The 24,638-nt window shown below is 61.2% G+C and carries 19 protein-coding genes; 12 read left to right on the top strand and 7 right to left on the bottom strand.

The features are described 5' to 3' along the window. Positions 1 to 30: 30 nt before the first annotated feature. From GSQ73_RS10245 to GSQ73_RS10225, 5 genes are all read left to right on the top strand, one after another. Positions 31 to 750: a class I SAM-dependent methyltransferase gene (locus GSQ73_RS10245; protein WP_158883681.1), complete on the top strand. Its 720-nt coding sequence runs from the start codon at positions 31 to 33 to the stop codon at positions 748 to 750. Then, a complete protein-coding gene (locus GSQ73_RS10240) occupies positions 750 to 1,943 on the top strand; it encodes a beta-ketoacyl-ACP synthase (protein ID WP_216844757.1) in 1,194 nt (397 codons plus the stop codon). The genes GSQ73_RS10245 and GSQ73_RS10240 overlap by 1 nt, the downstream gene beginning before the upstream one ends. Next, a complete protein-coding gene (locus GSQ73_RS10235) occupies positions 1,940 to 2,407 on the top strand; it encodes a hotdog family protein (protein WP_158883679.1) in 468 nt (155 codons plus the stop codon). The genes GSQ73_RS10240 and GSQ73_RS10235 overlap by 4 nt, the downstream gene beginning before the upstream one ends. Continuing rightward, complete coding sequence (fabG, locus tag GSQ73_RS10230) at positions 2,400 to 3,128, top strand: 3-oxoacyl-ACP reductase FabG (RefSeq protein WP_158883677.1); 729 nt, start codon at positions 2,400 to 2,402, stop codon at positions 3,126 to 3,128. The genes GSQ73_RS10235 and fabG overlap by 8 nt, the downstream gene beginning before the upstream one ends. Positions 3,129 to 3,223: 95 nt before the next feature. Beyond that, entirely contained in the window at positions 3,224 to 3,661 is a 438-nt protein-coding gene (locus tag GSQ73_RS10225; RefSeq protein WP_158883675.1) for an excinuclease, read from the top strand. Positions 3,662 to 3,960: 299 nt separating this feature from the next. On the opposite strand, the gene GSQ73_RS10220 is transcribed toward GSQ73_RS10225, so the two are convergent. Continuing rightward, the gene (locus tag GSQ73_RS10220) at positions 3,961 to 4,497 is read right to left on the bottom strand and encodes a hypothetical protein (protein ID WP_158883673.1); all 537 of its coding nucleotides are present in this window, start codon (positions 4,495 to 4,497) and stop codon (positions 3,961 to 3,963) included. 403 nt (positions 4,498 to 4,900) lie between these two features. Here GSQ73_RS10220 and GSQ73_RS10215 point away from each other — a divergent pair, with 403 nt between their 5' ends. Then, positions 4,901 to 6,058: an isovaleryl-CoA dehydrogenase gene (locus GSQ73_RS10215; protein ID WP_158883671.1), complete on the top strand. Its 1,158-nt coding sequence runs from the start codon at positions 4,901 to 4,903 to the stop codon at positions 6,056 to 6,058. A gap of 309 nt (positions 6,059 to 6,367) precedes the next feature. Here the strand turns inward: GSQ73_RS10215 and GSQ73_RS10205 are convergent, their stop codons facing one another. From GSQ73_RS10205 to GSQ73_RS10195, 3 genes are all read right to left on the bottom strand, one after another. Further along, entirely contained in the window at positions 6,368 to 7,588 is a 1,221-nt protein-coding gene (locus GSQ73_RS10205) for a glycoside hydrolase family 27 protein (protein ID WP_158883667.1), read from the bottom strand. Between the two features lie 61 nt (positions 7,589 to 7,649). Further along, positions 7,650 to 9,527, bottom strand: coding sequence for a beta-galactosidase (locus GSQ73_RS10200; RefSeq protein WP_158883665.1), 1,878 nt, complete (start codon positions 9,525 to 9,527; stop codon positions 7,650 to 7,652). 365 nt (positions 9,528 to 9,892) lie between these two features. Beyond that, the gene (locus tag GSQ73_RS10195) at positions 9,893 to 12,667 is read right to left on the bottom strand and encodes an autotransporter serine protease (RefSeq protein ID WP_158883663.1); all 2,775 of its coding nucleotides are present in this window, start codon (positions 12,665 to 12,667) and stop codon (positions 9,893 to 9,895) included. A gap of 219 nt (positions 12,668 to 12,886) precedes the next feature. On the opposite strand from GSQ73_RS10195, the gene GSQ73_RS10190 reads away from it, so the two are divergent. The 5 genes from GSQ73_RS10190 to GSQ73_RS10170 all read left to right on the top strand — a co-directional run bounded on the left by GSQ73_RS10190 (position 12,887) and on the right by GSQ73_RS10170 (position 19,537). Beyond that, a complete protein-coding gene (locus GSQ73_RS10190; protein ID WP_158883661.1) occupies positions 12,887 to 14,071 on the top strand; it encodes an acetyl-CoA C-acyltransferase in 1,185 nt (394 codons plus the stop codon). A 160-nt stretch (positions 14,072 to 14,231) separates the two neighbouring features. Further along, the gene (locus GSQ73_RS10185; protein WP_158883659.1) at positions 14,232 to 14,651 is read left to right on the top strand and encodes a hypothetical protein; all 420 of its coding nucleotides are present in this window, start codon (positions 14,232 to 14,234) and stop codon (positions 14,649 to 14,651) included. 132 nt (positions 14,652 to 14,783) lie between these two features. After that, on the top strand, positions 14,784 to 16,391 hold the full coding sequence (locus GSQ73_RS10180; RefSeq protein ID WP_158883657.1) for a carboxyl transferase domain-containing protein: 1,608 nt from the start codon (positions 14,784 to 14,786) through the stop codon (positions 16,389 to 16,391). A gap of 39 nt (positions 16,392 to 16,430) precedes the next feature. Next, complete coding sequence (locus GSQ73_RS10175) at positions 16,431 to 18,119, top strand: molecular chaperone HscC (protein WP_158883655.1); 1,689 nt, start codon at positions 16,431 to 16,433, stop codon at positions 18,117 to 18,119. Next, positions 18,119 to 19,537, top strand: a complete 1,419-nt coding sequence (locus tag GSQ73_RS10170; protein WP_158883653.1) for a J domain-containing protein — start codon at positions 18,119 to 18,121, stop codon at positions 19,535 to 19,537. Before GSQ73_RS10175 ends, GSQ73_RS10170 begins: the two co-directional genes overlap by 1 nt. 31 nt (positions 19,538 to 19,568) lie before the next feature. Here GSQ73_RS10170 and cgtA read toward each other — a convergent pair whose 3' ends face one another. From cgtA to rplU, 3 genes are all read right to left on the bottom strand, one after another. Next, a complete protein-coding gene (cgtA, locus tag GSQ73_RS10165; protein WP_158883651.1) occupies positions 19,569 to 20,648 on the bottom strand; it encodes an Obg family GTPase CgtA in 1,080 nt (359 codons plus the stop codon). Positions 20,649 to 20,827: 179 nt separating this feature from the next. Further along, positions 20,828 to 21,085 carry a 50S ribosomal protein L27 gene (rpmA, locus tag GSQ73_RS10160; protein ID WP_158883649.1) on the bottom strand — a complete coding sequence of 86 codons (258 nt, stop codon included), beginning with the start codon at positions 21,083 to 21,085 and terminating at the stop codon, positions 20,828 to 20,830. An 18-nt stretch (positions 21,086 to 21,103) separates the two neighbouring features. Further along, entirely contained in the window at positions 21,104 to 21,418 is a 315-nt protein-coding gene (rplU, locus tag GSQ73_RS10155; protein ID WP_158883647.1) for a 50S ribosomal protein L21, read from the bottom strand. A 246-nt stretch (positions 21,419 to 21,664) separates the two neighbouring features. On the opposite strand from rplU, the gene uvrA reads away from it, so the two are divergent. Further along, positions 21,665 to 24,607, top strand: a complete 2,943-nt coding sequence (gene uvrA, locus GSQ73_RS10150) for an excinuclease ABC subunit UvrA (RefSeq protein WP_158883645.1) — start codon at positions 21,665 to 21,667, stop codon at positions 24,605 to 24,607. Positions 24,608 to 24,638: the final 31 nt, after the last annotated feature.

The following is a 24,638-nucleotide window of genomic DNA, read 5'->3' as shown; positions in this document are numbered from 1 at the left end:
TGTTTGTTGCTTGCACATGAGCATCGCGCCATGAACTACGCCAGTCCTACCTACGTCGAGGAGACCCGCATCGGGTTCCGCTTCCTGAGCAGTTTCACGTGGCAACAGCACGTGCTGCGCGTGGCGATCAACGACCTGCAGCGACTGGCCGGCGGCAACGCGACGATCGCCGGCGTGCTGCTCGACGCCGGTTGCGGCCAGGGTAAATCGTTCCGGCTGTTGCGCGATGCGTTCCAGCCGCAGCGACTGATCGGACTCGATGCCGATCCACATAGCCTTGAACTGTCGCGCATCGAAGCGGAGCAGCAAGGCATCACCGCGGAGCTGATCGCCGGCGACTGCGCGCGCATTGAGCTACCCGATGCCAGCGTGGACATCGTGTTTTGCCACCAGACATTCCATCATCTGGTCGAGCAGGAGAACGCGCTCGCCGAATTCTGGCGCGTGCTGAAACCAGGCGGCTATCTTCTGTTCGCCGAATCCACCAAGGCGTACATCGACAGCTGGGTGATCCGCTGGTTCTTCCGTCATCCAATGCATGTGCAGAAAAGTGCGGACGGCTATTTGCAGATGCTGCGCGAACAGGGTTTCCAGTTTGGCGATGGCCAGGTGTCGTTGCCGTTTCTGTGGTGGAGTCGTTCGAGTGATTTCGGATTGCTCGAACGCTGGCATCTGCGTCGTCCGCCGCCGCCGGGCCAGCGCGACGAGACGCTGGTCAACGTGGCCGCACGCAAGCCTGTGGTCGCCTGATGGTGTCGCTCGACGCACTCGGCGTGATCTGCACGCTCGGCGCCGGTAAGGCTGCGGTGGCTGAAGCCTTGTTCGCCGGCGACGATTCCGGATTGCGCGCGGAAACCGGCTGGGCACCCCAACGTTCGCTGCCGCTCGGCGCCGTGCGCACGACGTTGACGCCGATACCTTCGTCGCTCGCCGCGCGTCGCGACAATCGCGCCAACCAACTGATACTTGCCGCGGCGCTGGAAATCGAGGACGACATTCGCGCAGCGATCTCACTTTATGGTGCTTCGCGCATCGGCGTCGTGCTTGGCACCAGCACCACCGGCATCGAACGCACCACTCGTGGCATCGGCGTGTTGCGAGAACATGGCGCATGGCCGGCGGACTATCGCTACGCGGATCAGGAGCTGGGCGCGCCCGCCGAATTCCTCGCCGAATGGCTGAATCTTTCCGGGCCCTGCTACGGCATTTCCACCGCATGCACATCCGGCGCACGCGCCTTGATCAGCGCGCAACGCCTGCTCGACATCGGCATGTGCGACGCCGTGCTGTGCGGTGGCGTCGACACACTGGCGCGTTTGCCAGTGAACGGATTTCTCGCGCTCGAAGCACTCGATGCTGCGCGCTGCGAACCGTTTTCGCGCCATCGTCGTGGCATCAATATCGGCGAAGCCGCAGCACTCTTCCTGATGACACGCGAAAGCGGCAAGGTGCAGTTGCTCGGCAGCGGCGCGAGTTCGGACGCGTATCACATGTCCTCACCCGATCCGCAGGGCATCGGTGCGCAGCACGCGATGCATGCAGCACTGGAGCAGGCGCATCTCGATGCAGCGCAGATCAGCTATCTCAATCTTCATGGCACCGCGACCGAGCATAACGATCGGATGGAAAGCCGCGCAGTGGCCGGAGTGTTCCCGCGCGGCGTGCCATGCTCGTCAAGCAAGTCTCTCACTGGGCATACGCTGGCCGCAGCCGGCGCGCTGGAGGCCGCATTCTGTTGGCTGAGCTTGATGGACAACGCCGGCCGGCTACCGCCGCACGTATGGGATGGAGCTGCGGATCCCGAGCTATCGCCGCTCTCGTTCACCCGCGTCGGTGACCGTCTGCCAGCGAGTGGGCCGCGCCGACTGATGAGCAACTCGTTCGCGTTCGGCGGCAACAACGCGTGCCTGATCCTTGGCGATGCGCCCGGAGCTGCGTCGTGAACACATGGCCGATTGAACAATTGCTGCCGCACGCCGGCGACATGATCCTGCTCGACGAGGTGATCGAGGCCGAGGACGAACGCATCGTCTGCCGACGTACCGTGCGTGACGGCGACCTGTTCCATACGCCTGAAGGCGACCTGCCCGCATGGTGCGGCGTCGAGTTGATGGCGCAATGCGTCGCGGCGTGGTCCGGCTGGCAGGCGCGCAGCGAAGATCGTCCCGTGAGGCTGGGTTTCCTGCTCGGTACGCGTCACTATCGTTGCGACGTGGATGCATTTCCGCGCGGCAGCGAGTTGAGGGTCGAAGCCATCCGCAGTTTTCACGACGACAACGGCATGGCCATGTTCACTTGCCGCATCGACGCACCCGGCATGCACGCCGTGGCGCGCCTCACGGTTTTCAGCCCGCCCGATTCCGACGCTTTTCTCGCCTCCATCGCACCGAGTCCATCGCATGTCTGACACCATTCTCGTTACCGGTTCCAGTCGCGGCATCGGCCGCGCTATTGCCTTGCGGCTGGCAAGGGCTGGCTACGATCTGGTGCTGCATTGCCGCTCGCGTCGCGACGAAGCCGAAGCCGTCGCCAGCGATATTCGCGCGCTGAATCGCCAGGTGCGCATCGTGCAGTTCGACATCGCCGATCGCGCAGCTTGCGCAACCGCACTCGAAGCGGATGTCACCGCGCATGGTGCGTACTACGGCGTGGTGTGCAACGCCGGACTCACTCGCGACGGCGCGTTTCCCGCGCTCACCGGCGATGACTGGGACAGCGTGCTGCGCACCAACCTCGATGGCTTCTACAATGTGCTGCATCCGCTGATCATGCCGATGATCCGCCGCCGTGCGCCAGGGCGCATCGTCTGCATCACTTCCGTGTCAGGCATCATCGGCAACCGTGGGCAGGTCAACTACAGCGCATCCAAGGCCGGTGTCATCGGTGCCGCAAAAGCGCTGGCGGTGGAGCTGGCCAAGCGAAAGATCACCGTGAACTGCGTCGCACCGGGATTGATCGACACCGACATGCTCGATCCCGACGTGCCGGTCGAGCAGATCCTGAAAATGATTCCCGCCGAACGAACCGGCACGCCGGAGGAAGTCGCCGCCGCGGTGGAATTCCTGCTCGGCGCCGACGCCGGTTACATCACCCGACAGGTGCTGGCGGTAAATGGCGGGCTGTGCTGATATCCCTGCGTTCGTCCTGAAAAGAATCCGATGGCTATCACCGCAAGACATCACCCGTGTCCCTCACTCTTAAACAACGCAAGGAGATCACTCGCATGAGAGCAAAGACCCTCACCCTGGCGGCGATTCTGATGGCGGCACCTGCCATCAGCATGGCTGCCGAGAAAGTCGTCCACCTGCCGTTCGATCGCGCCGTGTCCGAAGCGACCAGGAACGGCAAACTCGACGGCAGCGTGAAGTTCTATCTTGCCGGCACGGGCCCGCACGGCAAGGTGCTGGATGACAATGTCACCATCAGCCGCAAGACCAACGCCTTCGGAAAGAGCGATCAGGAAACCTGCGACCACGTACTCGAAACCAACCTGATCTCGCTGCAGGATGATGCGAAACGCGCCGGTGCCAACGCCGTGACCGACATCGTCAGCAACTACAACAACGTGGAGTTCCGCGACACGCAGAACTACGAATGCCACAAAGGTTTTCTGATGTCCGGCGTCGCGCTGAAAGCGAAGTTCGCCAGGGTCGGACGATAAGGCTACGTCGAACTTTTTTGAAGACGGCGGCGGCAATATTCGCCGCCGTCTGGATGCACATCCGCATGGCATCTCTCACTAACGGCCGGAAAATATGCACGGCGGTTTGAAAGCGCAACCATCGGCCGTTCGTGCTCCAATCGAGATAGGCCGTCGCGTGAAAACCAGTCTTGGGATCAGCTTCGTAGTCAAGCACCCCGTATTGCCGATCTTTAAGTAGACGGTTCGACCAATTTCGTCTTGATTACGATCCTTGTATGCATCGCTGGCAGCAGCAGCGGAAACTTCCGGGTCAAGACTCATGGCATGGCTTCCTTGACATTGACAGAAATCGGGAAGAAATCATTGGGATGTTGGACAACTTGCGGATTGATTGCTGAAAAATCTGGCACGCTAGTTAACGAAGAGGAGCGATCCTCATAGAAACTCTTCCTGAAAAAGCTCGTCTGCGATCCTTTCCTTAAAAAAACATCCAGCGCATCACCTGAGGCAAATGTCACGCCGTGCGCAGTGAAGATAGCCGACACGCCGGATGCTTCCCAATGGCAAATGCCGAGTCCGTAGTAGTCCTCATCCCGCATTGAATCTCTATAGAAGTAGCCTTTCCAGGTTTTCTCATCAATACGGATCATTTTAAAATCGACTGGCACATCCCTGGGTATCGCGTGCACACCAAGAAACTTGTCTTCTGGGGTGCACGCGGCGTTGAGTACTTCAAAAAACACGATCCCTTTCACTGAGTCCCACGGTCCGGGCGCCTCCGCCGTGGCGGTGACTTCATAGCGCTTTACCGGATGCGGATTTTTCTTCGGATTTTTGGGGTCGCCATGATTCATCGATGAGCATCCTGTGGTCAGGGCAAACAGAGAGAGGATCAATAAGCTGGGTTGATGTAGGCGCATGCAATGGGGCTCGGTATGCAAATGAAGATGTCGAGATTGCGAATTCGAAAAAGGCCGTCGAACTTTTTTAGGGCATACCTCATGACCACGTTGGCGACCACCGGCATCACCGAGATTTGCACACCCGAATGGCGGAGTCTGTAGTCTTCTGACCACTTCAGAATATGGCGCGATCGCCTCGCCGTTGGGCACTGCAGTCGCAAAGTTCGTCCCATGCCCTCATCAATTGTCGAGCAGTTTTGAATCGACCATGAGCATTGCCGCTATGGCTGTTCAGCCCTGCAGAGGCAAAACACGCTTGCGCTATGATCACGTCCTGACTTTCAAGGAAATCCCCATGCGTCCGTTTCCCCTGGGAGAAGACATCGACCTGTTGCGCGATACCGTGCATGCGTTTGCGGAGAAGGAGATCGCGCCGCGTGCGGATCGTATCGATCGCGACAACCTGTTTCCGTCGGACCTTTGGCAGAAGTTCGGCGAGATGGGTTTGCTCGGCATGACGATCCCCACCGAATACGGTGGCACCGGCATGGGTTTCCTCGCGCACATGGTGGCGATGGAAGAGATCTCGCGTGCATCGGGTTCGGTGGGGTTGTCCTACGGGGCGCATTCCAATCTCGCAGTGCAGAACATCTTCCACAACGGCAACGAAGCGCAGCGGCGCAAGTACATTCCGAAAATGTGCAGCGGCGAATACGTCGGCGCGCTCGCGATGAGCGAGCCCGGCGCGGGCTCCGACGTGGTCGGCTCGATGACCTGCAAGGCCGAGTTGAAGGGCGATGTGTGGGTTGCCAACGGCAGCAAGATGTGGATCACCAACGGCCCTGATGCCGACGTGTTGCTGGTCTACATGCGTACCGCGCCACGTCCGGCCGGCAGCCGCTGCATGACGGCCTTCATCGTCGAGAAAGGCATGAAGGGTTTCACCACCGCGCAGAAGCTCGACAAGCTCGGCATGCGCGGCTCGAACACCTGCGAACTGGTGTTCGAGGACTGCGAGATTCCCGCGGAAAACATCGTCGGCGAAGTGAATGAAGGTGTGCGCGTGTTGATGAGCGGCCTCGACACCGAGCGACTCGTGCTGTCCGGCGGCCCGCTCGGCCTGATGCAGGCGGCGCTCGATCTCGCGCTGCCCTACGTGCGCGAGCGCAAGCAGTTCAACGCGCCGATCGGCACCTTCGGCGTGATGCAGGCGAAGATCGCGGACATGTACACCGCGCTGCAGAGTTCACGCGGTTTCGCGTACATGGTGGCGCAGCAGTTCGATAACGGCGTGAAGTCGCGGATCGATCCGGCCGCGTGCCTGCTCAACGCATCGGTCAATGCGGTGCAGGTCGCGCTCGAAGCGATCCAGACGCTGGGCGGCAACGGCTATATCAACGAGTTCCCCGCCGGTCGATTGCTGCGCGACGCCAAGCTCTACGAGATCGGCGCCGGCACCAACGAGATCCGTCGCATGCTGATCGGGCGAGAGTTGTTTCACGGCAAGGCGTGAGCAACGAATGATCCCGCCAGCTCGTGGCGACTTCACAACTCATGAGGAAAAGGCGCGCGAACCTGCGGTAGATTTTTTCGACATGACGCGCCAAACGACTTGTAGTTCGTGCGAGCCTGAGCAAGGCTGAGGTCGTGGTTGGGCCCGCCCCGTATGTCATCCGCAGTCGCGTCGTCCTGACCATCATCTTCCCAGGAGCAGATCGGGCAGATGAGATACGAGCTTCGCTCCTCGATTGTCTTGCAGTAACAACAAGGGCAGCGCAAAGGCGGTGGCTTGGTCGGGGTCATGCGAGCAGCGACGCAGTGACTAGTTTGCTGCATGCATCGGTCGATCCAGCCGCACCATCAGCACATCGTGCTCCTTCAGCAGGATCGGCTGACTGCCCTGCAACGTGATGGCCTTGCCGCTCCACAGATCCTTGCCTTGCTGACCGTCTTTCAGGCCGAGTCGTGAAAGATCGAGATGGAACGGACGGCCGATGTAGCGATCCCAGCCCACGTTGAGCACCGCAATCGCCAGTCCGCCGCCGGCCAGCGGCTTCGTCCACACTTCCATCTGTCCGTCGGCGTAGGCGCGTTCGCCTTGTGCGCCCAATGCATCCTGATCGATGGCAATGACGTCGCGATTGGTCAACACGGCGCGCACGTCGGGTGTCATCGCCGAAAGATCGTTGCCGGCAATCAGCGGCGCGGCCATCATCGCCCACAGGCTGAAGTGCGCGCGATTCTCGGGCATGGTCAGCTGCTTGTCGCCCAGCTGATTGCCGACTTCCAGCATGTCCGGATCGTTCCAGTGGCCGGGACCGGCGAATCGCGCCAATCCCGATTGCTGGGTGGCGTTGGCGTGGATCGACATCCAGTTGAGGCTGACGTCGTCGGTGGTGCGCCACAGGTTGCCGCGTACTCCGGGTGACGCACCCCACTCCCACACCGCATCCCAGCCGTACTGGCACAGCGAATAGATGATCGGCCGATGCGTGGCATCGAGCGCACGGCGCATCTTCTGGTAGGCCGCTTCCATCGCTTGCATCTGCGCGACCTTGTCGTTCGGATGCTGCGCTTCCATCACGTCGGTGCGGAAACTGCACAAGTCGTACTTCAGGTAATCGACGCCCCACTGCGCATACCTATGCGCGTCCTGCACCTCGTGCCCGAGCGAGCCGGTGTAACCCGCGCAGGTCTTGCTGCCGGGCGAACTGTAGATGCCGAGCTTGAGGCCTTTCGAATGCACGTAATCGGCCAGCGCTTTCATGTCGGGAAACTTGTCGTTTGCGCGGATCGCACCACTCGCATCGCGCTGCCCCTGCCAGCCATCGTCGATGTTGACGTAGACGTAGCCCGAATCGCGCATGCCGCTGGCGACCATCGCGTCGGCGGAGGCGCGAATGTCCTTGTCGCTCACCTTTTTGGCGAAGTGGTTCCAGCTGTTCCAGCCCATCGGCGGCGTGGCAGCTATGGGCGTCGCGGCGCGGACGGATGCTGCGCCGAACACGGCAGCAGCGACGACAACGCAGGCAAGCAGCTTCATCAGGTTCTCCTGTTGCGACGGGATCGCGATGACGAAAAGGATCGCACGACAATGGAAACATTCATGCGGCGTGGTCCGCATCCTTCAGCGTTTCCACGCCGCGGATCGACGCCGCTTCTGTGCGATGCATGTCCAATACCAGCACCTCGTTGTGCCCTGCCCGTAACCAGCTGGCCGGACAATACAGGCGCTGTTGTGGCCCGATGTTCCAGTAGCGCCCGAGCAGGCGACCGTTGATCCACAGGTAACCCTTGTCCCAGGCGCTCATGTCGATGTACGTGTCGCCGGTTTTCCGAAGCGCAAAAGTCGCGCGAAAAAACACGCCTGGTCGCGATGGCGTGCCATGGATCGGTCGCAATCCGGCAAGCCACGCATCGTCGAGCGGCAGGCTGTGCACGTCCCAGTGTTGTTGCTCGTGCCCGTCCAGAAGAATCGCGCTGACGATGCCTTTTCGATCCGACATCGCATGGCCGTAATTGACGTGGCCGAAACTGTCGACGAGGATTTCCAGCATGGTTTCGTCATCGGATGCAGGCAACGCCATCTGCAGATCCAGCGATTGCTTCGGCTTCTGCATGCGTGAGAGAAAACCCATGTAGTGACCATCGCGGAACACCGTCGCGTAATCGCGCAGGCCATCCAGCGACAACATGCCGCCGCCGTGCACGCGCTTGCGGTAGAGCACCATGCCGTGATCCTGCGCAAACAACAGCTCGTTGGCCTGAGGTAATGTCACCTGCTTCGCGGGCGGCAGGTTGTCCCATAGCGATGCGTGCGGTTCGAGTTGCAATGCGGGGAAACGGATGGCTGCGGACACCGCGGGTATCGCGGGAAGCGGCGCGCGTGCGCTTGCGGCGATGAGTGCACGGAATGCGTGATAGTCCGCCGTCGGTTCGCCGCGCTCGTTGATCGGCGCGCCGTAGTCGTAGCTGGTAATCACCGGCTCGAAGTGCGAGCCGTCATCGTCGGCATTTGCGCCCGCGCTGAAGCCGAAATTGGTACCACCGTGCACCACGTACATGTTGAACGATCGGCCCTGCTGAAGCAGAGCCTGCAGCGTCGCCTTCAGATCGCCGCGCTGGAAATCCTGGTCGCCCCAGTGCGTGATCCAGCCCGGATAACCTTCGCCCATCCACACCGGCGCATCGCCGGCCAGCAACTGCGCGGCGACGAAATCCGTGTCTCCATCCAGACCAAGCGCAGTACCGGGAAGATAGGAGCGCGTTTTCTGGATCGCGCCCAAACCATCGGAAATCGAAAACGGTCCATCGATACCGTGCGATTGCCACAGCACCAGCAACTCCTTCATGTAAGCCAGATCGTTGCCGAACGACGCGTATTCGTTTTCGATCTGGAACATCAGCACCGGGCCGCCGTTGCGTGCCATCAACGGCGCGACCTGTTCAGCGATCCTGCCGACGTAACGGCGCAAGGCATTCATGTAATCGGCATCGTCCTTGTTGCGTACGCGGATATGCGGATGACGCAACAGGTACGGCGGCAGTCCGCCGAAATCCCATTCGCCACAAATGTACGGACCGGGACGCAGATAAACCCACATGCCTTCGTGCTGGCACAGTCGAATGAAATGGACGAAGTCGCGATTGCCGGTGTGGAAATCGAACTCACCCGGTTCGCGCTCGAAGTGATTCCACATCAGGTAGATCGAAATCGTGTTGAGCCCCATCGCTTTCGCCATGCGGATGCGGTGCAACCAGTACTCCACCGGAATGCGCGCCGGATGCATTTCGCCGCTGCGTATCTGAAACGGATGGCCATCGAGCAGAAAATCGCGCGACGCCAGTTGGAAGCGATGCGGCTTGCCGTCGGACGCTTGCTCGATCAACTCTCTTGCTGCTCGCGGCATCGCGTCGGAGTGCCACGACCAGTCCGCGAACGGTGTGAGTGCCGCCAGTTGCAAAAAGCTCCGTCGCCGCATGATTTCTCTCCGCTCGGGAATGTCAGCTCGCAGGTATCAGCGTCGGCACTTCGAATCGTGCCAGCGTGATCATGTCCGGTCGATCCACATCGAAGCTGCGCACCCGTCTGTCGGTATCGTCCTTCCATGGAAGGCAGGCGGGGGATCATCGCGCGGTATCCGCGCGCAGTTCCAGCTGACGTTGAGCTCGATCGACGTGTTTTGCGCGCAAGCACCCGGGTTGCGCAAAGTGATGATCGATTTGTACGTCGAGCACGCAACCGTAGACATCGAGCTGGCCGGAGGCGCCACCGTTCCAGTGCGCGCCGCGGCCAACGCCATGCGATGAACACGACGTTGCCGGCCGATACAAATCGAACGATCGCTCAGAAGCTCCAGTTGAAACTGGCGGTGCCCATCTTCGATTCCTGGCCCTGACCGACATACTGGTCGTAACCGATCTGCAGGCTGGCGCGCGGGGTCATGCTCCAGTTCAGCGTGCTGCCGATCACGCCGCCATATCGTGCGAGGCCGACGCCGCCCAGCGGAGCGAATTGATTGAGGCCGGTAAAGCTGGCGTCGAACACCTCACCGCGCATGCCGAACGATTGCTGCCACAGCAACCGTGTTTGCAGGCTCAGGCTGCCACCACTGAGGAACGTCCATTTGCGCATGGCGCGCAGGCCGACGCCAGCCTGCCAGCGTGCTGCGGTTTGCCCGTCGGCCTTGAGACCAAACCCATCGGCACCCTGCTCGTCGAATCCATCGCGTTGGACTTGCGCGTACTGCAGGTTCACGTACGGCGTGATTTCGGTATGGCCGGCTTCCATCCGATAACCGCTTTCGCCGTACGCGATGCTGTAGCTGCCATTACTGTCGCTGGCCACGCCGGCTTCCTGACTTCCAAGCTGGAGGAAGCGGCGGATGTTTTCACGATAGTCGCCCATGCCGAAGCGGCCCATCGTGTACCACGAACCGTTGATCACGCCGCCGTAAAGCATGCCTTCGAGTGCGTGGCTGCGTCCCTGGTCGGCGCTTTCGGCAAGTCGCCCGAGGCCATTGCTCTGATTCAAGGCATAGCCGACATAGCCATTGCCGCCGATGCGTTCGTCTTGGCCGATCATCACGCCGCTGAGGTCGTAACCGACATTGCTGTAACCGTTGCGCGACATGCCACCGTGATAGCCGAGGTTCTGCGTCCACGCACCGGCGAGCGGCTTGTCCAGCAACGCGTCGAACCGATCAGACAGCGCACGCGTGCCAGCATCGATCGCCTCGAACGTCATCGCCGTGCTGGCCGCGTGCAGCTGGCCGGAGAGGCTTTCGAGCGATTGCTGCGCGGCGGCCACGCTGGGTGACTGCTGGATATTGGCGGCGCCGACGATGAAAGATGTGGCGACAGGCTGGCCACTCGCTACGCCGGTTCCACTCAGCTGGCTGTTGATCTGCTCGAACGCGCCTTGCACGCGTTGCGCGGCCCCGTAAGATGCCGCCGTGTATGAAGCGCCCTGGATCTGGGTGACGTTTACTTGCTGGACGTTGAGCCATGCACTGTGCGCGTCGTAGCCGATCGTGGCATTGAGCGTGACGTTGGACGCGGTGTCCAGGCCGCTGAAGACTCCGGTCAGACCACCGGCGGCATCGAGCACGTCGGTATGCGAGTTCACCACGTAACCGCTGTTCTTGCCGGTGACCAAAAGGTCGCCACCCGTGATCGCGGCGGTGCCGGCCACGCGCAGCACCGAGCCCAGCGAAACGGCGAGATGACCGGAATCGGATTGTGTGTAGTTGCCCGCTACCGTGACATCGCCGCCGCTCAACGCCAGCGTGCCGGACTGGCTCACATTGACGTTGCCGGCCAGCGACTTGGCCATGAGCGCGCCGCCCTGCACGTTGGTGTCGCCCGTATAGGTCGAAGGCTGCGTGAGCGTCAGCGTGCCGGCGCCTTGCTTGATCAGGCCGCCGGCGCCGGAGATCGGATTGTTCCAGCTCGAGTCGCCGGTGAAGTTCACGGTGACATCGCCCCAGTCGAATTTCGCCGGACCGTTGACCGCCCTCCCAACGTCGAGTTCTCCGTAACCAAACGTGGCGTCGACGCCTGGCGCGCCAAGGTCATCGGCGGTGCCGAGCAGCGTTTGCCGCACGAGATCGTTGTTGAAATAGGGAAACGCCTGCCAGACCAGTGCCGCGGCACCGGAGACCTGCGGCGCCGCGAACGACGTGCCTTCCACAATGTAGTAGCTCTGGCTGGCGGTGGTGTCGTCTTTGCCGCTGACGATGACGTTGCCGGGCGCGGCCAGGCAGTAGTTCATCGCGGGGCCGCAGGCATTGGAGTAACTCGCCAGCTGGGTCGGATGATTGCTGTCGACGGCCACTGCAACCAGCCAGCCTTTTTCAAGCTGCGGCGCCAGCGTCGGCAACATCGCGATGTCACTCGGCTGACTCTTCGAGTCGTTGCCCGCGGCAAACACCACCAGGCCGTCGTGCTGCAGCACGAACGGCTCGTAGGCTGCGGCGAAAGCCTGGTTGATCGAGCTGTTGGTGGTATCCCAGTAGATGCCGCCCCAGGAATTGTTCATCACCTGCACACCTGCGGCGATCAGCGCAGGGTTGAGTGTCTGGCTGAAGAAATCCGCGTCGGCTGCCGTGACCTGATTGCCCTGTCCGGAGCCGTCATCCACCGGCTCGGTGTCGCTGATGATTCGTGCGGACAACAGGTTGGCGCCCGGTGCGACGCCGCCGGCGAAATCATCGAACGACGTGCCCGCAGCAATTTCGGACACCCAGGTACCGTGGCCAACCACGTCGTCGATCGATGTGTTGTTGGGCGGCGAATCGACGTAGATCAGTTCCTTGGTGACGCGCCCGGCCAGTGCCGGATGGTTTTCCATGATGCCGCTGTCGACGATGCCGATCAGCACGCCCGCACCGGTAAAACCTTGCGCATGCGCAAGGTCGGCATGCGTGATGGACAGTTGCGCGTCGGCGGGAGGCGTCGGTGGCGGTGCAGGAGCGGGCCCAGGTGCCGGAGCCGGTGCCGGCGCGGGAGGCGTTGGCCGGACACCGCTCGAACCGCCGCCACCACAGGCGGTCAAGCCGACCGCGAGTCCCAACATCAGCAACGCCTCGCGCTGCTTGCGTCGTGTCGTAAGTGTCTTCATTGCGTGCTCCCTCGTGTCGCCATGAATCCGCTGTCGCGTTCGCCCAAGCCGCGACAACCCCTTGCGCCGCATCTTGTCACAAGGAAACCGGGATCGCGCATGCAACAGTGCACGCTTCGCATACAGAGCGAGGCGGTTTGGCGCTTCGCTCGATCAACTGCGATAATTGTTTGATTGCTATCGGGCGTTCATGCCCTCGAAGCCCCTGCGGAGATACCCATGTCGGACGTCAGCGTTGTCATTGCCGGTGCCAAGCGCACCGCGATCGGTTCCTTCCTCGGACATTTCACCGGTGTGCCGTCACCGAAGCTCGGCGCCACGGCGATACGCGCCGCGCTGCAGCAGTCGGGCATCGCGCCGGCGGATGTCAGCGAGGTGATCATGGGTTGCGTGCTGCCGGCCAACCTTGGTCAGGCACCCGCGCGCCAGGCGTCGCTCGGCGCCGATCTGCCGACCAGCACCGGCTGCACCACCATCAACAAGGTCTGCGGTTCGGGCATGAAGGCGATCATGCTCGGCCACGATCTGATCAAGGCCGGCTCGGCCACCGTGGTGATTGCCGGCGGCATGGAGTCGATGACCAACGCGCCGCACATGGTCAATGCGCGCACCGGCATTCGCTACGGCGACGGCCAATTGGTTGACCACATGGCTTGGGACGGCCTGACCAATCCCTACGACGGCAAGGCAATGGGAGTGTTCGGCGAACTGTGCGCCGACAAATATCATTTCACCCGCGAAGACCAGGACGCATTCGCGATCGAGTCGGTCAATCGCGCGCAGGCGGCGCAGAAAAATGGTGCCTTCGCCGGCGAGATCGTTCCCGTCACCGTCAGTGGTCGCAAGGGCGATGTGGTCGTGGACACCGACGAACAACCGGGTCGTTCGGACATCGCCAAGATCCCGACGCTGAAGGCAGCATTCCGCAAGGAAAACGGCACGATCACCGCCGCCAGCTCCTCCAGCATTTCGGATGGCGCAGCAGCGCTCGTACTGTTATCTGCGGGCGACGCAAACAAGCGCGGTCTCCAACCGCTTGCGCGTATCGTCGCTCACGCCACGCATTCGCAGGAACCAGAATGGTTCACCACTGCACCGGTCGGCGCGATCCAGAAAGTGCTCGACAAGGCTGGATGGAAAGTGGCGGATGTCGATCTGTTCGAAATCAACGAGGCATTCGCCGTGGTCGCCATGACACCGATGAAAGAACTCGGCATTGCGCATGAAAAACTCAATGTAAATGGTGGCGCATGCGCATTGGGCCATCCGATCGGCGCGAGCGGCGCACGTTTGGTGGTAACGCTATTGCATGCGCTGAAAGCCCGTGGCCTCAAACGCGGCGTGGCTGCCTTGTGCATTGGTGGTGGCGAAGCGACAGCCATGGCGATTGAATGCATCGGCTGAAAAATGACAGTCAATGCACAATTGCCTGTGTATGTTGATGACAGCGGGTTAAACCAGTTTTTAATACCCGCAATCGTTGACCATAAAGATGTAGCGCAATCCCATCGAACGCGTTATTAATACGCGGCCAAATGGCATTCCACGGCAAAGGAGATCCACCATGAAATTTACGCGTACCCTTCTCGCCTCCGCGCTTGTCGCGCTGTTGGCGGCTTGCAGCAATGGCGCGCAGGATTCCGCGCAGGACGCCCAGAAGTCGGCTGACACCGCTCAGCAGGCTGCCGACAAGGCGCAGCAGGCTGCTGCCACGGCTCCGACCACGGCGACCCAGCAGGCTGCCGATCAGGCCAAGACCGCTGCTTCCGCAGCGGGCCAGGCTTCCGATCAGGCACAGCAGGCTGCTGCTGCGGCTTCTGCCCCGGCCGCTGCGTCTACCGCAAGCGGTGCCATGGATCAGGCGAAGACCGCCGCTTCCAATGCAGCCGACGCAGCCGACAAGGCTTCGAGCGCCGCCAAGGATGCTGCAAGCAATGCGAAAGATGCAGCCGACAAAGCAAAGGATGCCGCGAAGGGACATTAATCCTCGCTGGTTTTTCCGGAAAAACGGTCGCCTTGTGCGACCGTTTTTCTTTGTGCGATCGGGATGATTTTGGACAAGCTCGAGCGACCGCTATCATCGCGGTTTGATCGATGCCGCAAGCGAGCCCAAACAATGAGTGTGATCGTGTCCCAGGTCGATCCGCGTTCCGCCGAGTTCCAGGCCAGCGCGACGCAGTTGCGCAACGTGGTCGACGATCTGCAGCGTGAACTGTCGCGCAGCGCCGAAGGCGGTGGTGCCAAAGCACGCGAGAAACACACCGCGCGCGGCAAGTTGCTGCCACGCGAGCGCATCCGTGCGCTGCTCGATCCGGGCTCGCCGTTTCTGGAGCTCTCTCCACTCGCTGCGCACGGCATGTATGACGACGCCGCACCGGCAGCGGGGCTGATCACCGGCATCGGTCGCGTCAACGGCATCGAAGTGGTTGTCGTCGCCAACGATGCCACGGTGAAGGGTGGCACCTATTTTCCGATGACGGTGAAGAAGCATCTGCGCGCACAGGAAGTCGCGCTGGAAAACCGCCTGCCGTGCATTTATCTGGTCGATTCCGGTGGCGCATTCCTGCCGCTGCAGGACGAAGTCTTTCCGGATCGCGAGCACTTCGGACGCATTTTCTACAACCAGGCACGCATGTCGTCGCTCAACATTCCGCAGATCGCGGTGGTGATGGGTTCGTGCACCGCCGGTGGCGCATACGTGCCGGCGATGAGCGACGAAACGATCATCGTTCGCGAACAAGGCACGATCTTCCTCGGCGGACCGCCGCTGGTGAAAGCCGCCACAGGCGAAGTCGTGGACGCGGAAACGCTTGGTGGTGCGGACGTTCATACGTCCATTTCAGGTGTCGCCGATCACTTCGCGGAGAACGATGCACATGCGCTGTCGATCGCGCGCGACATCGTGGCGAGCCTCAACCGCAAGAAGGACGTGCCGCTCGCTTTGCGTGCGCCGATCGAACCGAAGTACGCGGTGGAAGAACTGTACGGCGTGATCCCGCAGGACACGCGGCGACCGTTCGACATTCGCGAAGTGATCGCACGCATCGTCGACGGATCGGAACTGCACGAGTTCAAGGCGCGCTACGGCAAAACGCTGGTCTGCGGATTCGCGCATATCCATGGCTATCCGGTGGGCATTGTCGCCAACAACGGCATCCTGTTCGCGGAGTCCGCACTCAAGGGTGCGCACTTCATCGAGCTGTGCAACCAGCGCAATGTGCCGCTGGTGTTCCTGCAGAACATCACCGGCTTCATGGTCGGCAAGAAATACGAACAGGCCGGCATTGCGAAAGACGGCGCGAAAATGGTGACGGCCGTGGCGTGTTCGCACGTACCGAAATTCACTGTCGTGATCGGTGGCAGTTTCGGCGCGGGCAATTACGCGATGTGCGGCCGCGCCTATGGCGCACGTTTTCTGTGGATGTGGCCGAATGCGCGCATCAGCGTGATGGGCGGCGAGCAGGCCGCTTCCGTGCTGGCGACCGTAAAACGCGACAGCATCGAAGCCAGCGGCAAAAGCTGGAGCGCCGAAGAGGAAGAAGCCTTCAAGGCGCCCATACGCGACCAGTACGAACGCCAGGGCCATCCCTACTACGCAAGCGCGCGACTGTGGGACGACGGCATCATCGATCCGGTCGATACGCGGCGCGTGCTCGGACTGGCGATCTCCGCTTCGATGAATGCGCCGATCGAGCCGCAGCGTTACGGCGTGTTCCGCATGTAACCGGGCATCGGGCGATCACATGATTCAGGGGAGTTGTGAATGATTGTAGGTATCGACCTGGGCACCACACACTCGTTGATCGGATGCTATGCCGAGTCCGGCGAGCGCCTTTTCGCCAATGCGCTCGGCGACTATCTGACGCCTTCAGTGGTCAGCATCGATGAAGGTGGACACGTCATCGTCGGACGTGCGGCGCTGGATAGGATGGTCAGCCATCCGGCACTGAGTGTGGCCAGCTTCAAACGCTGGATGGGTACCTCCCGCGAAACCCGCCTGGGTGCGCATTCGTTTCGTCCGGAGGAATTGTCTGCGCTCGTGCTGCGTTCGTTGCTTGCCGATGCGAGGGAGGCGCTGGCTGAGGACATCACCGAAGCGGTGATCAGTGTGCCTGCGTATTTTTCCGATGCACAGCGCAGGGCCACGCGTGCAGCAGGTGAGCTGGCCGGCATCCGGGTCGAACGACTGATCAACGAACCTACCGCAGCTGCACTCGCCTATGGCTTCCAGGAAAAGCCCGATGGTTCGCGCTTCCTCGTGTTTGATCTTGGTGGCGGCACGTTCGACGTGTCGGTGCTGGAAATGTTCGATGGCGTGATCGAAGTCCACGCCAGTGCCGGCGACAATTTTCTCGGCGGCGAAGATTTCCTCGATCTGCTGTTGAGTGCCTGCCTTGGTGACATGAAGATGGCAGCCCATGCGTTTTCTCCGCAGCAGCTTGGTCAGCTGCGCCAGCGAATGGAGACAGCCAAGCGCACGTTGAGCACGAACGGCAGCGCAACGATTGACGCGATGCTGGGCGATCGACACATCGCTTGGAATATCGACCAGGATCGGTATGAACGATTGGCTGAGCCGCTGATACACCGCATGCGTGCACCGCTTGAGCGAGCCATGCGCGATGCGAAACTGCAACCGGATCAGCTCGACGAGGTCGTCATGGTTGGCGGCGCCAGCCGCATGTCTCTGGTTACCCGCATGGTCTCTCGGATGTTCGGTCGCCTGCCGTTGCGCCATGTCAATCCGGATCAGGCCATTGCACTGGGCACTTGCGTCGCCGCTGGACTCAAGGCGCGCGACCAGCGTCTCGACGAAATCATCCTTACCGATGTTTGCCCTTACACGCTGGGCACCGAGGTCGCAAGGCGGGATGCGCAGGGAGGCCTTCAGACGGGTTTCTTCGCACCGATCATCCATCGAAACAGCACGGTGCCGGTCAGCCGCGAGAAGACGTATTCGCCGGTTGAGCAGGGCCAGAAATTCATGCAGCTGGAAATCTACCAAGGCGAAAATCCGATGGTGGAAAACAACATCCAGCTTGGCGAGCTGCGGGTGGCTCTCGACCCCTCGCGCTCGGTGCAGGAGAACCAGGTCACTGTGCGTTTCACCTATGACATCAATGGTGTCCTTCAAGTTGAAGCGTTGGCGCACGCGGACAACCAGCGCTACGAATTGCTGCTCGAACAGAATCCTGGCGTGCTCGATCCCCAGCAGATCCGTGAACGCCTGGCTGCACTTGAAGCGATCAAGATCCATCCGCGCAACAAGCAGGAAAACCTCGCGCTGCTCGCCCGCGCCGAACGCCTGTATGAGGAGCACCTGTCTGCACGCGAACAGCTGCAGGGATGGATCGCGCAATTTCGCTCGGTACTCGAAACCCAGGACGAGTTCGCCATCCGTGAACATCAACGGGAATTGTCGCTGGCCTTGAACACGCTGGAATCTCCTTGATGTCGCCGTTTGCGATACTCGGCTTGCCTGCCGATGCCGACGAGCGTTCGATCAAGCAAGCCTATGCGCAACGCCTGCGCACCACGCGTCCCGATGATGATCCGGAAGGCTTTCAACACCTCAACCAGGCTTACCAGGCGGCACTCGAACATTGTCGACGGCGTGCAGTCCAGGAGAAATCTCCAGAGATAAAACAGGGTGTCGTTCGGCATCTTGGCTCGACTGAGATCAGGGAAACCGCGCCTGCCAATCTGAAGCCGCCTTCCGCGCTCGCATCGACTCGCGCCATCTTGGTCGACGAGTTCTGCGACCAGGCCATTGCCGTGGCGTCTGCCGGCGACACGGCCGCAATGGAACGTTGGCTGGAAAGCCATCCCGCGCTCTGGTCGCTCCAATTCAAGACATTCGCGGGCCGGGCGCTGATGCACCGGCTCTACCAGCGGCAGCCGGCAATGTCTGCCGCCAGTCTTGCGCTGTTGCTGCGATTCTTTGACCTGGATCATGTCCTCGCTGGCCATGATCCGCTCGCTCTGCAACAGCTCAAACGGCGAATTCAACTTGCCTGGGAATTGCAGCCTGAGCATCGTGCCGACCTGGCCATCCGCTTCCACAAGCAGACACGTTCCGCGCAGAAAGCATTGGACAACACCCTCAGTCAGCTCATGCGTCCATTTCGCTGGCCGCAGGTATTGCTCTCGGGGCTCGACTTCACCAAGCCGGCTCGCATCGCCCGAATCGTCCGGCAAATGTCGGGCAACGATTTGAGCGTATGGCCGGCGTCGATCCGGCCAGAGCAACTTCGGTTCTGGCTGACCGCTGCCGATCGCAAGCGTGTTACTTCGCCACGCTTGGCTCTCGGCGCAACCCGGTGGCTGGTATCGATGCTGGCGGCTGCGCTGCTGGGGGCGGTGCTTGGGGTGCTGCTGAGTCTTTACCCCGATCGCTTTACCAGCGGACCGATAATCTTCCTGTTCTGGGCCGTGGCTGTTGCCGGATCTTGCTGGGCGCTGGTGATGGCATCGCTGCCTCTCAACGACTGGCATTCACGCCGTGAGGAACTGCCGGTCAAGTGGCCTTGGCTTTGTCTTGGCCTTGTCCCTCTTCTGTGCACCTTCGGGCTGACCTTGCAGTGGCTGGGTTTTTTCGCAGCAGGCTTAGTGCTGCTGGTGCCGTCGGTCTTGCTGATGTTCAGCCGATACCAGCGCCGCAATGGTCAGATTTTCGGAATGAACAGGCGCGCCATCTGGATCACCGCGGTGATTCTGTCGCAAGGCTTACACGGTCTGCGAGACAGCCAGTTCGCTGCGGATGCCATCAGCATTATTCCGTTGGTCGCCGCGGCTGCCGCGATGCTGGTCTGGTCGATCGACTTGTGGCGCAACCGCCAACGGCTGCGGGTGCGCAAATTTCGGCGCTGAGATCAGAACGCAGGTTTGCACCGTAACCGTTTCAGGCCTGCGATTCTTCTCCGCGCAAGCGCACGTCGCCGGGCATCATGTCGACTTGCCCTGCGGACGCTTCGCGCTGCGACTCGAAGAAGCGCTGCACCTGCTGGCACACGGCCATGGTGTTTTCCCGTGCGATGGCTGAAACCAGGAACCACGGCTGGGTCCAGCCGAGGTCAGCCACGATCTTTTCCGCGGCCTGCGTGCGCTCGTCTTCGTCGAGCATGTCCGCTTTGTTCAACACCAACCAGCGCGGGCGTTCAAGCAGTTCGGGATTGAATTTTTCCAGCTCGCGCTCGATCGCGCGAACCTGTGCTGCCACGTCGCTACCGTCCAGCGGGGCGATATCAACCAGATGAAGCAGCAGACTGGTGCGTGCGACGTGGCGAAGAAACTGGATGCCAAGACCGGCACCGTCCGATGCGCCCTCGATCAGGCCGGGAATATCGGCGATCACGAAACTCTGGTCGGTGCCCAAGCTGACCACGCCGAGGTTGGGCACCAATGTGGTGAACGGATAATCCGCAACGCGTGGCGTGGCGGCAGACACGGCGCGGATAAAGGTCGATTTGCCTGCATTGGGAAAACCCAGCAGGCCCACGTCGGCCAGCAGGCGCAACTCGAGCTTCAGCTCGCGCGCTTCACCGGGCGTGCCCGGCGTCGCCTTGCGCGGTGCGCGATTGACCGACGTCTTGAAATGGATGTTGCCCAGCCCGCCCTTGCCGCCCTGCGCTACCAGCATGCGCTGACCGTGGCCGGTGAGATCGCCGATCACCTCATCGGTATCGACGTTGGTGATCATGGTGCCGACCGGCACGCGAATGGTGCTGTCGTCGCCGCCCTTTCCATACATCTGGCTGCCCATGCCGTTCTCGCCGCGCTTGGCCTTGAAGCTGCGCTGGTGACGGAAATCCACCAGCGTATTCAAGCCTTCGTCCGCGACCAGCCAGACCGAGCCGCCGAAGCCGCCATCACCCCCATCGGGACCGCCAAACGGGATGAACTTCTCGCGGCGGAAGCTGATGCAGCCGTTGCCGCCATCGCCGGCCTGGACTTTGATATGGGCTTCGTCGACGAATTTCATGGGAGAGGCCGGGAGTTGGGAATGATGGATCGGGAATGGCAGGAGCAGATAACCGGGCAATGGTACGGGAGTGATCACGGGTTCGCTTTCAGGACTCCCGGGTCACGGCTACCCATTCCCTGCAGTACAAAACAAAAACCCCGCCGAAGCGGGGCCTTCGTTATCGCGTCGCGAGTGGCTTAAGCCGGTACGACGTCGACGAAACGACGGTTCTTGTCGCCGCGAACCTTGAACTGAACGGTGCCATCAACCAGTGCGAACAGCGTGTGGTCGCGACCCAGGCCAACGCCGGTACCCGGATGGAACTGGGTGCCGCGCTGACGAATGATGATGTTGCCGGCCTCGATGGCCTGGCCACCGTAGATCTTCACGCCAAGGTATTTCGGGTTCGAATCGCGACCGTTGCGGCTGGAACCTACGCCTTTTTTATGTGCCATGACTCAATGCTCCAGTGCTCAGGCGTTGATGCCCGTGATCTCGATTTCGGTGAAATGCTGGCGGTGACCCTGCTGACGCTTGTAATGCTTGCGGCGGCGGAATTTGATGATGCGGATCTTGTCGGCGCGACCATGCTTGCGGATGGTGGCGCTGACGGTGACTCCATCAACCAGCGGTGCGCCCACGGTGATCGACTCGCCCAGGCCATGCAAAAGCACCTGGTCGAAGCTCACGGTAGCGCCCTCTTCGGCGTCGAGCAGCTCCACGCGCAGGACATCGCCCTGCTGAACGCGGTACTGCTTGCCACCGGTCTTGATGACTGCGTAACTCATCGTAATGCCCTTCTGTCGTTATTCTCTTGGGTATCGCCATGACCCTGTCGGGACTGACGAACCGCGGATTATAACGACCGTTCGCGGTGCTGGTCAAATAGTGATCAGCCCCGAATCATCAGGAAAACAGCGCCCTGCGCCAGCCAGACCTGTTTCGGCATTCCGTCGGCCTGGGTTGGCGGACCGTGAAAAAGGCCCCGACATGCGCCTTGGTATATTGGAAAATCCACCCCATATCCGAGCGTCATGGACACTATTCGCATCCGCGGCGCACGCACGCACAACCTCAAGAATATCGACCTGGACCTGCCACGCGATCGGCTGATCGTCATTACGGGTTTATCCGGATCCGGCAAGTCGTCGCTGGCATTCGACACCATTTACGCAGAAGGCCAGCGTCGCTACGTCGAATCGCTGTCCGCGTACGCGCGGCAGTTTCTGTCGATCATGGAAAAGCCCGATGTCGATCACATCGAGGGTCTGTCGCCGGCGATTTCGATCGAACAGAAGTCCACTTCGCACAATCCACGTTCCACCGTCGGCACCATCACCGAGGTGTACGACTATCTGCGCCTGCTGTTCGCGCGCGTCGGCACGCCTCGCTGTCCTGATCATGGTATTCCGCTGGAAGCACAGACGGTCAGCCAGATGGTCGATTCGACGCTTGCGCTGGATGGCGAAAAGCGCTTCATGCTGCTTGCGCCGGTCATCCGCGAGCGCAAGGGTGAGCATGTGCAAGTGTTCGAGCAGATGCGCGCGCAGGGTTTCGTGCGCGCGCGCGTCGATGGCGCGGTTTACGACCTTGACGCCGTGCCGCCATTGACCCTGCGGCAGAAGCACACCATCGAAGTGGTGATCGATCGCTTCCGCCCGCGCGACGACATCAAGCAACGGCTGGCCGAGTCGTTCGAAACCGCGTTGCGGCTCGGCGACGGACTGGTCATCGTGGTCGACATGGACGATGCGAAAGCACCGGAGCAACTGCTGTCGTCCCGCTACTCGTGCCCGGTCTGCGATTACTCGCTGCCGGAGCTGGAACCACGCCTGTTTTCGTTCAACTCGCCCGTAGGCGCGTGTCCCGGATGCGATGGACTCGGCGTCACCCAGGTGTTCGACGCAAGTCGCGTGGTCGGCCATCCCGAACTGGCGTTGTCCAGCGGCGCTGTGCGTGGATGGGATCGACGCAATCCGCATTATTTCCAGATGCTGCTTTCGCTGGCGGGGCATTATGGTTTCGGTGTCGATACGCGTTGGTGCGACTTGCCGGCGAACGTGCAGAAATCGATTCTCTACGGCAGCGGCAAGGAAAAAATCGCATTCAAGTACATCACCGAACGCGGCGGCAAGGTCACGCGCGAGCATGCGTTCGAAGGCATCCTTCCGAATCTGGAGCGACGTTACAAGGAGACCGAATCGCCGGCCGTTCGCGAAGAGCTGGCCAAATACATCAGCGATCAACCGTGCCCTGATTGCGAAGGTCAGCGACTGAATCGTTCGGCGCGGAATGTATTCGTCGCCGACCATGCGTTGCCGACGCTCACGCACCGCTCGATCGATGACGCACTCGCGTTTTTCGACAAGCTCACACTGACCGGATGGCGCGGCGAGATCGCGGTAAAGATCGTCAAGGAGATTCGCGAGCGACTGACGTTCCTCAACGATGTCGGGCTCAACTATCTGACGCTCGATCGGCAAGCGGATTCGCTTTCCGGCGGCGAAGCGCAGCGCATCCGCCTCGCGTCGCAGATCGGCGCGGGTCTGGTTGGTGTGATGTACGTGCTGGACGAGCCGTCGATTGGCCTGCACCAACGCGACAACGAACGCCTGCTGGGCACGCTGACGCGCCTGCGCGACCTGGGTAACACGGTGATCGTCGTCGAGCACGACGAAGACGCCATCCGCATGGCCGATCATGTGCTGGACATCGGCCCTGGTGCCGGCGTGCATGGCGGCGAAATCGTGGCGCAGGGCACCGTCAAGGACATGCTGGCGTCGCCGCGTTCGGTCACTGGTCAATTCCTCTCGGGCAAGCGCGCGATCGAGGTGCCAAAGGAACGGCGGCAGCCGATCGATGACGACGCGTGGCTGCATTTGAAAGGCGCCAGCGGCAACAACCTCAAGAATGTCGATCTGGCAATTCCTGCAGGTTTGTTTACCTGCGTCACCGGCGTTTCCGGTTCGGGTAAATCCACTCTGATCAACGACACGCTGTTCCGTCTTGCCGCAGCCGAATTGAACGGCGCAGGCACGCAGGCGGCAGCGCACAAATCGGTGACCGGCATGGATCTGTTCGACAAGGTCGTCGACATTGATCAGTCACCGATTGGACGCACGCCGCGTTCGAATCCCGCCACCTACACCGGGCTGTTTACGCCGTTGCGGGAAATGTTCGCGCAGGTGCCCGAAGCACGTTCGCGCGGTTACACACCTGGACGCTTCAGCTTCAACGTGCGCGGCGGTCGCTGCGAAGCCTGCGAAGGCGACGGCATGATCAAGGTGGAAATGCATTTCCTTCCGGATGTGTATGTGCCCTGCGACGTCTGTCACGGCAAGCGCTATAACCGCGAAACGCTGGAAGTCCACTACAAAGGTCACACCATCGCCGACGTGCTCGACATGACAGTGGAAGACGCGCTGAAATTGTTCGAGAACGTGCCGACCATCGCGCGCAAGCTCGATACGTTGCGCGCCGTCGGGCTGGATTACATCAAGCTTGGCCAGAGTGCGACGACACTCTCCGGCGGTGAAGCCCAACGCGTGAAGTTGTCCAAGGAATTGTCCAAGCGCGATACCGGACGCACGCTGTACATCCTCGACGAGCCGACCACCGGCCTGCACTTCCACGACATCGAGCAGCTGCTCGACGTGCTTCATCAGCTTGTCGACCAGGGCAACACGGTCGTCGTCATCGAGCACAACCTCGACGTGATCAAGACGGCAGACTGGATCGTGGATCTCGGCCCCGAAGGTGGCGGCGGCGGCGGTCGCATTCTGGTGGCGGGTACACCCGAAGATGTCGCTGCGACGAAGGAGTCGCACACCGGTCGCTTCCTTGCGCCTCATCTGAAATCGAGCAAGACGAACAGGAGCGCGCGTGCGCCGGGCTCGGAAAAACGGGTCAAGGCCGGTACCAAGCACATCGCATCGGCGGACAAATATCGGCCGGTTCCGCGGAAGAAACGTTCGTGACTGCAAAGAAGCACGGCACAGCGAGTGCTGC

Source organism: Rhodanobacter sp. L36, from assembly GCF_009765755.1.
Classification (GTDB): Bacteria; Pseudomonadota; Gammaproteobacteria; order Xanthomonadales; family Rhodanobacteraceae; genus Rhodanobacter.
Note: the sequence above shows the minus strand (reverse complement) of the source record. Positions and strands in the feature narration are given on the sequence as shown.

Coding starts and splice junctions, on each gene's coding strand:
- fabG (WP_158883677.1), top strand. CDS start 2,400: ATGTCTGACACCATTCTCGTTACCGGTTCCAGTCGCGGCATCGGCCGC.
- GSQ73_RS10200 (WP_158883665.1), bottom strand. CDS start 9,527: ATGCGGCGACGGAGCTTTTTGCAACTGGCGGCACTCACACCGTTCGCG.
- GSQ73_RS10240 (WP_216844757.1), top strand. CDS start 750: ATGGTGTCGCTCGACGCACTCGGCGTGATCTGCACGCTCGGCGCCGGT.
- GSQ73_RS10245 (WP_158883681.1), top strand. CDS start 31: ATGAACTACGCCAGTCCTACCTACGTCGAGGAGACCCGCATCGGGTTC.
- GSQ73_RS10215 (WP_158883671.1), top strand. CDS start 4,901: ATGCGTCCGTTTCCCCTGGGAGAAGACATCGACCTGTTGCGCGATACC.
- GSQ73_RS10185 (WP_158883659.1), top strand. CDS start 14,232: ATGAAATTTACGCGTACCCTTCTCGCCTCCGCGCTTGTCGCGCTGTTG.
- uvrA (WP_158883645.1), top strand. CDS start 21,665: ATGGACACTATTCGCATCCGCGGCGCACGCACGCACAACCTCAAGAAT.
- GSQ73_RS10225 (WP_158883675.1), top strand. CDS start 3,224: ATGAGAGCAAAGACCCTCACCCTGGCGGCGATTCTGATGGCGGCACCT.
- GSQ73_RS10175 (WP_158883655.1), top strand. CDS start 16,431: ATGATTGTAGGTATCGACCTGGGCACCACACACTCGTTGATCGGATGC.
- rpmA (WP_158883649.1), bottom strand. CDS start 21,085: ATGGCACATAAAAAAGGCGTAGGTTCCAGCCGCAACGGTCGCGATTCG.
- cgtA (WP_158883651.1), bottom strand. CDS start 20,648: ATGAAATTCGTCGACGAAGCCCATATCAAAGTCCAGGCCGGCGATGGC.
- GSQ73_RS10170 (WP_158883653.1), top strand. CDS start 18,119: ATGTCGCCGTTTGCGATACTCGGCTTGCCTGCCGATGCCGACGAGCGT.
- GSQ73_RS10190 (WP_158883661.1), top strand. CDS start 12,887: ATGTCGGACGTCAGCGTTGTCATTGCCGGTGCCAAGCGCACCGCGATC.
- GSQ73_RS10220 (WP_158883673.1), bottom strand. CDS start 4,497: ATGAATCATGGCGACCCCAAAAATCCGAAGAAAAATCCGCATCCGGTA.
- GSQ73_RS10180 (WP_158883657.1), top strand. CDS start 14,784: ATGAGTGTGATCGTGTCCCAGGTCGATCCGCGTTCCGCCGAGTTCCAG.
- GSQ73_RS10205 (WP_158883667.1), bottom strand. CDS start 7,588: ATGAAGCTGCTTGCCTGCGTTGTCGTCGCTGCTGCCGTGTTCGGCGCA.
- GSQ73_RS10195 (WP_158883663.1), bottom strand. CDS start 12,667: ATGAAGACACTTACGACACGACGCAAGCAGCGCGAGGCGTTGCTGATG.
- rplU (WP_158883647.1), bottom strand. CDS start 21,418: ATGAGTTACGCAGTCATCAAGACCGGTGGCAAGCAGTACCGCGTTCAG.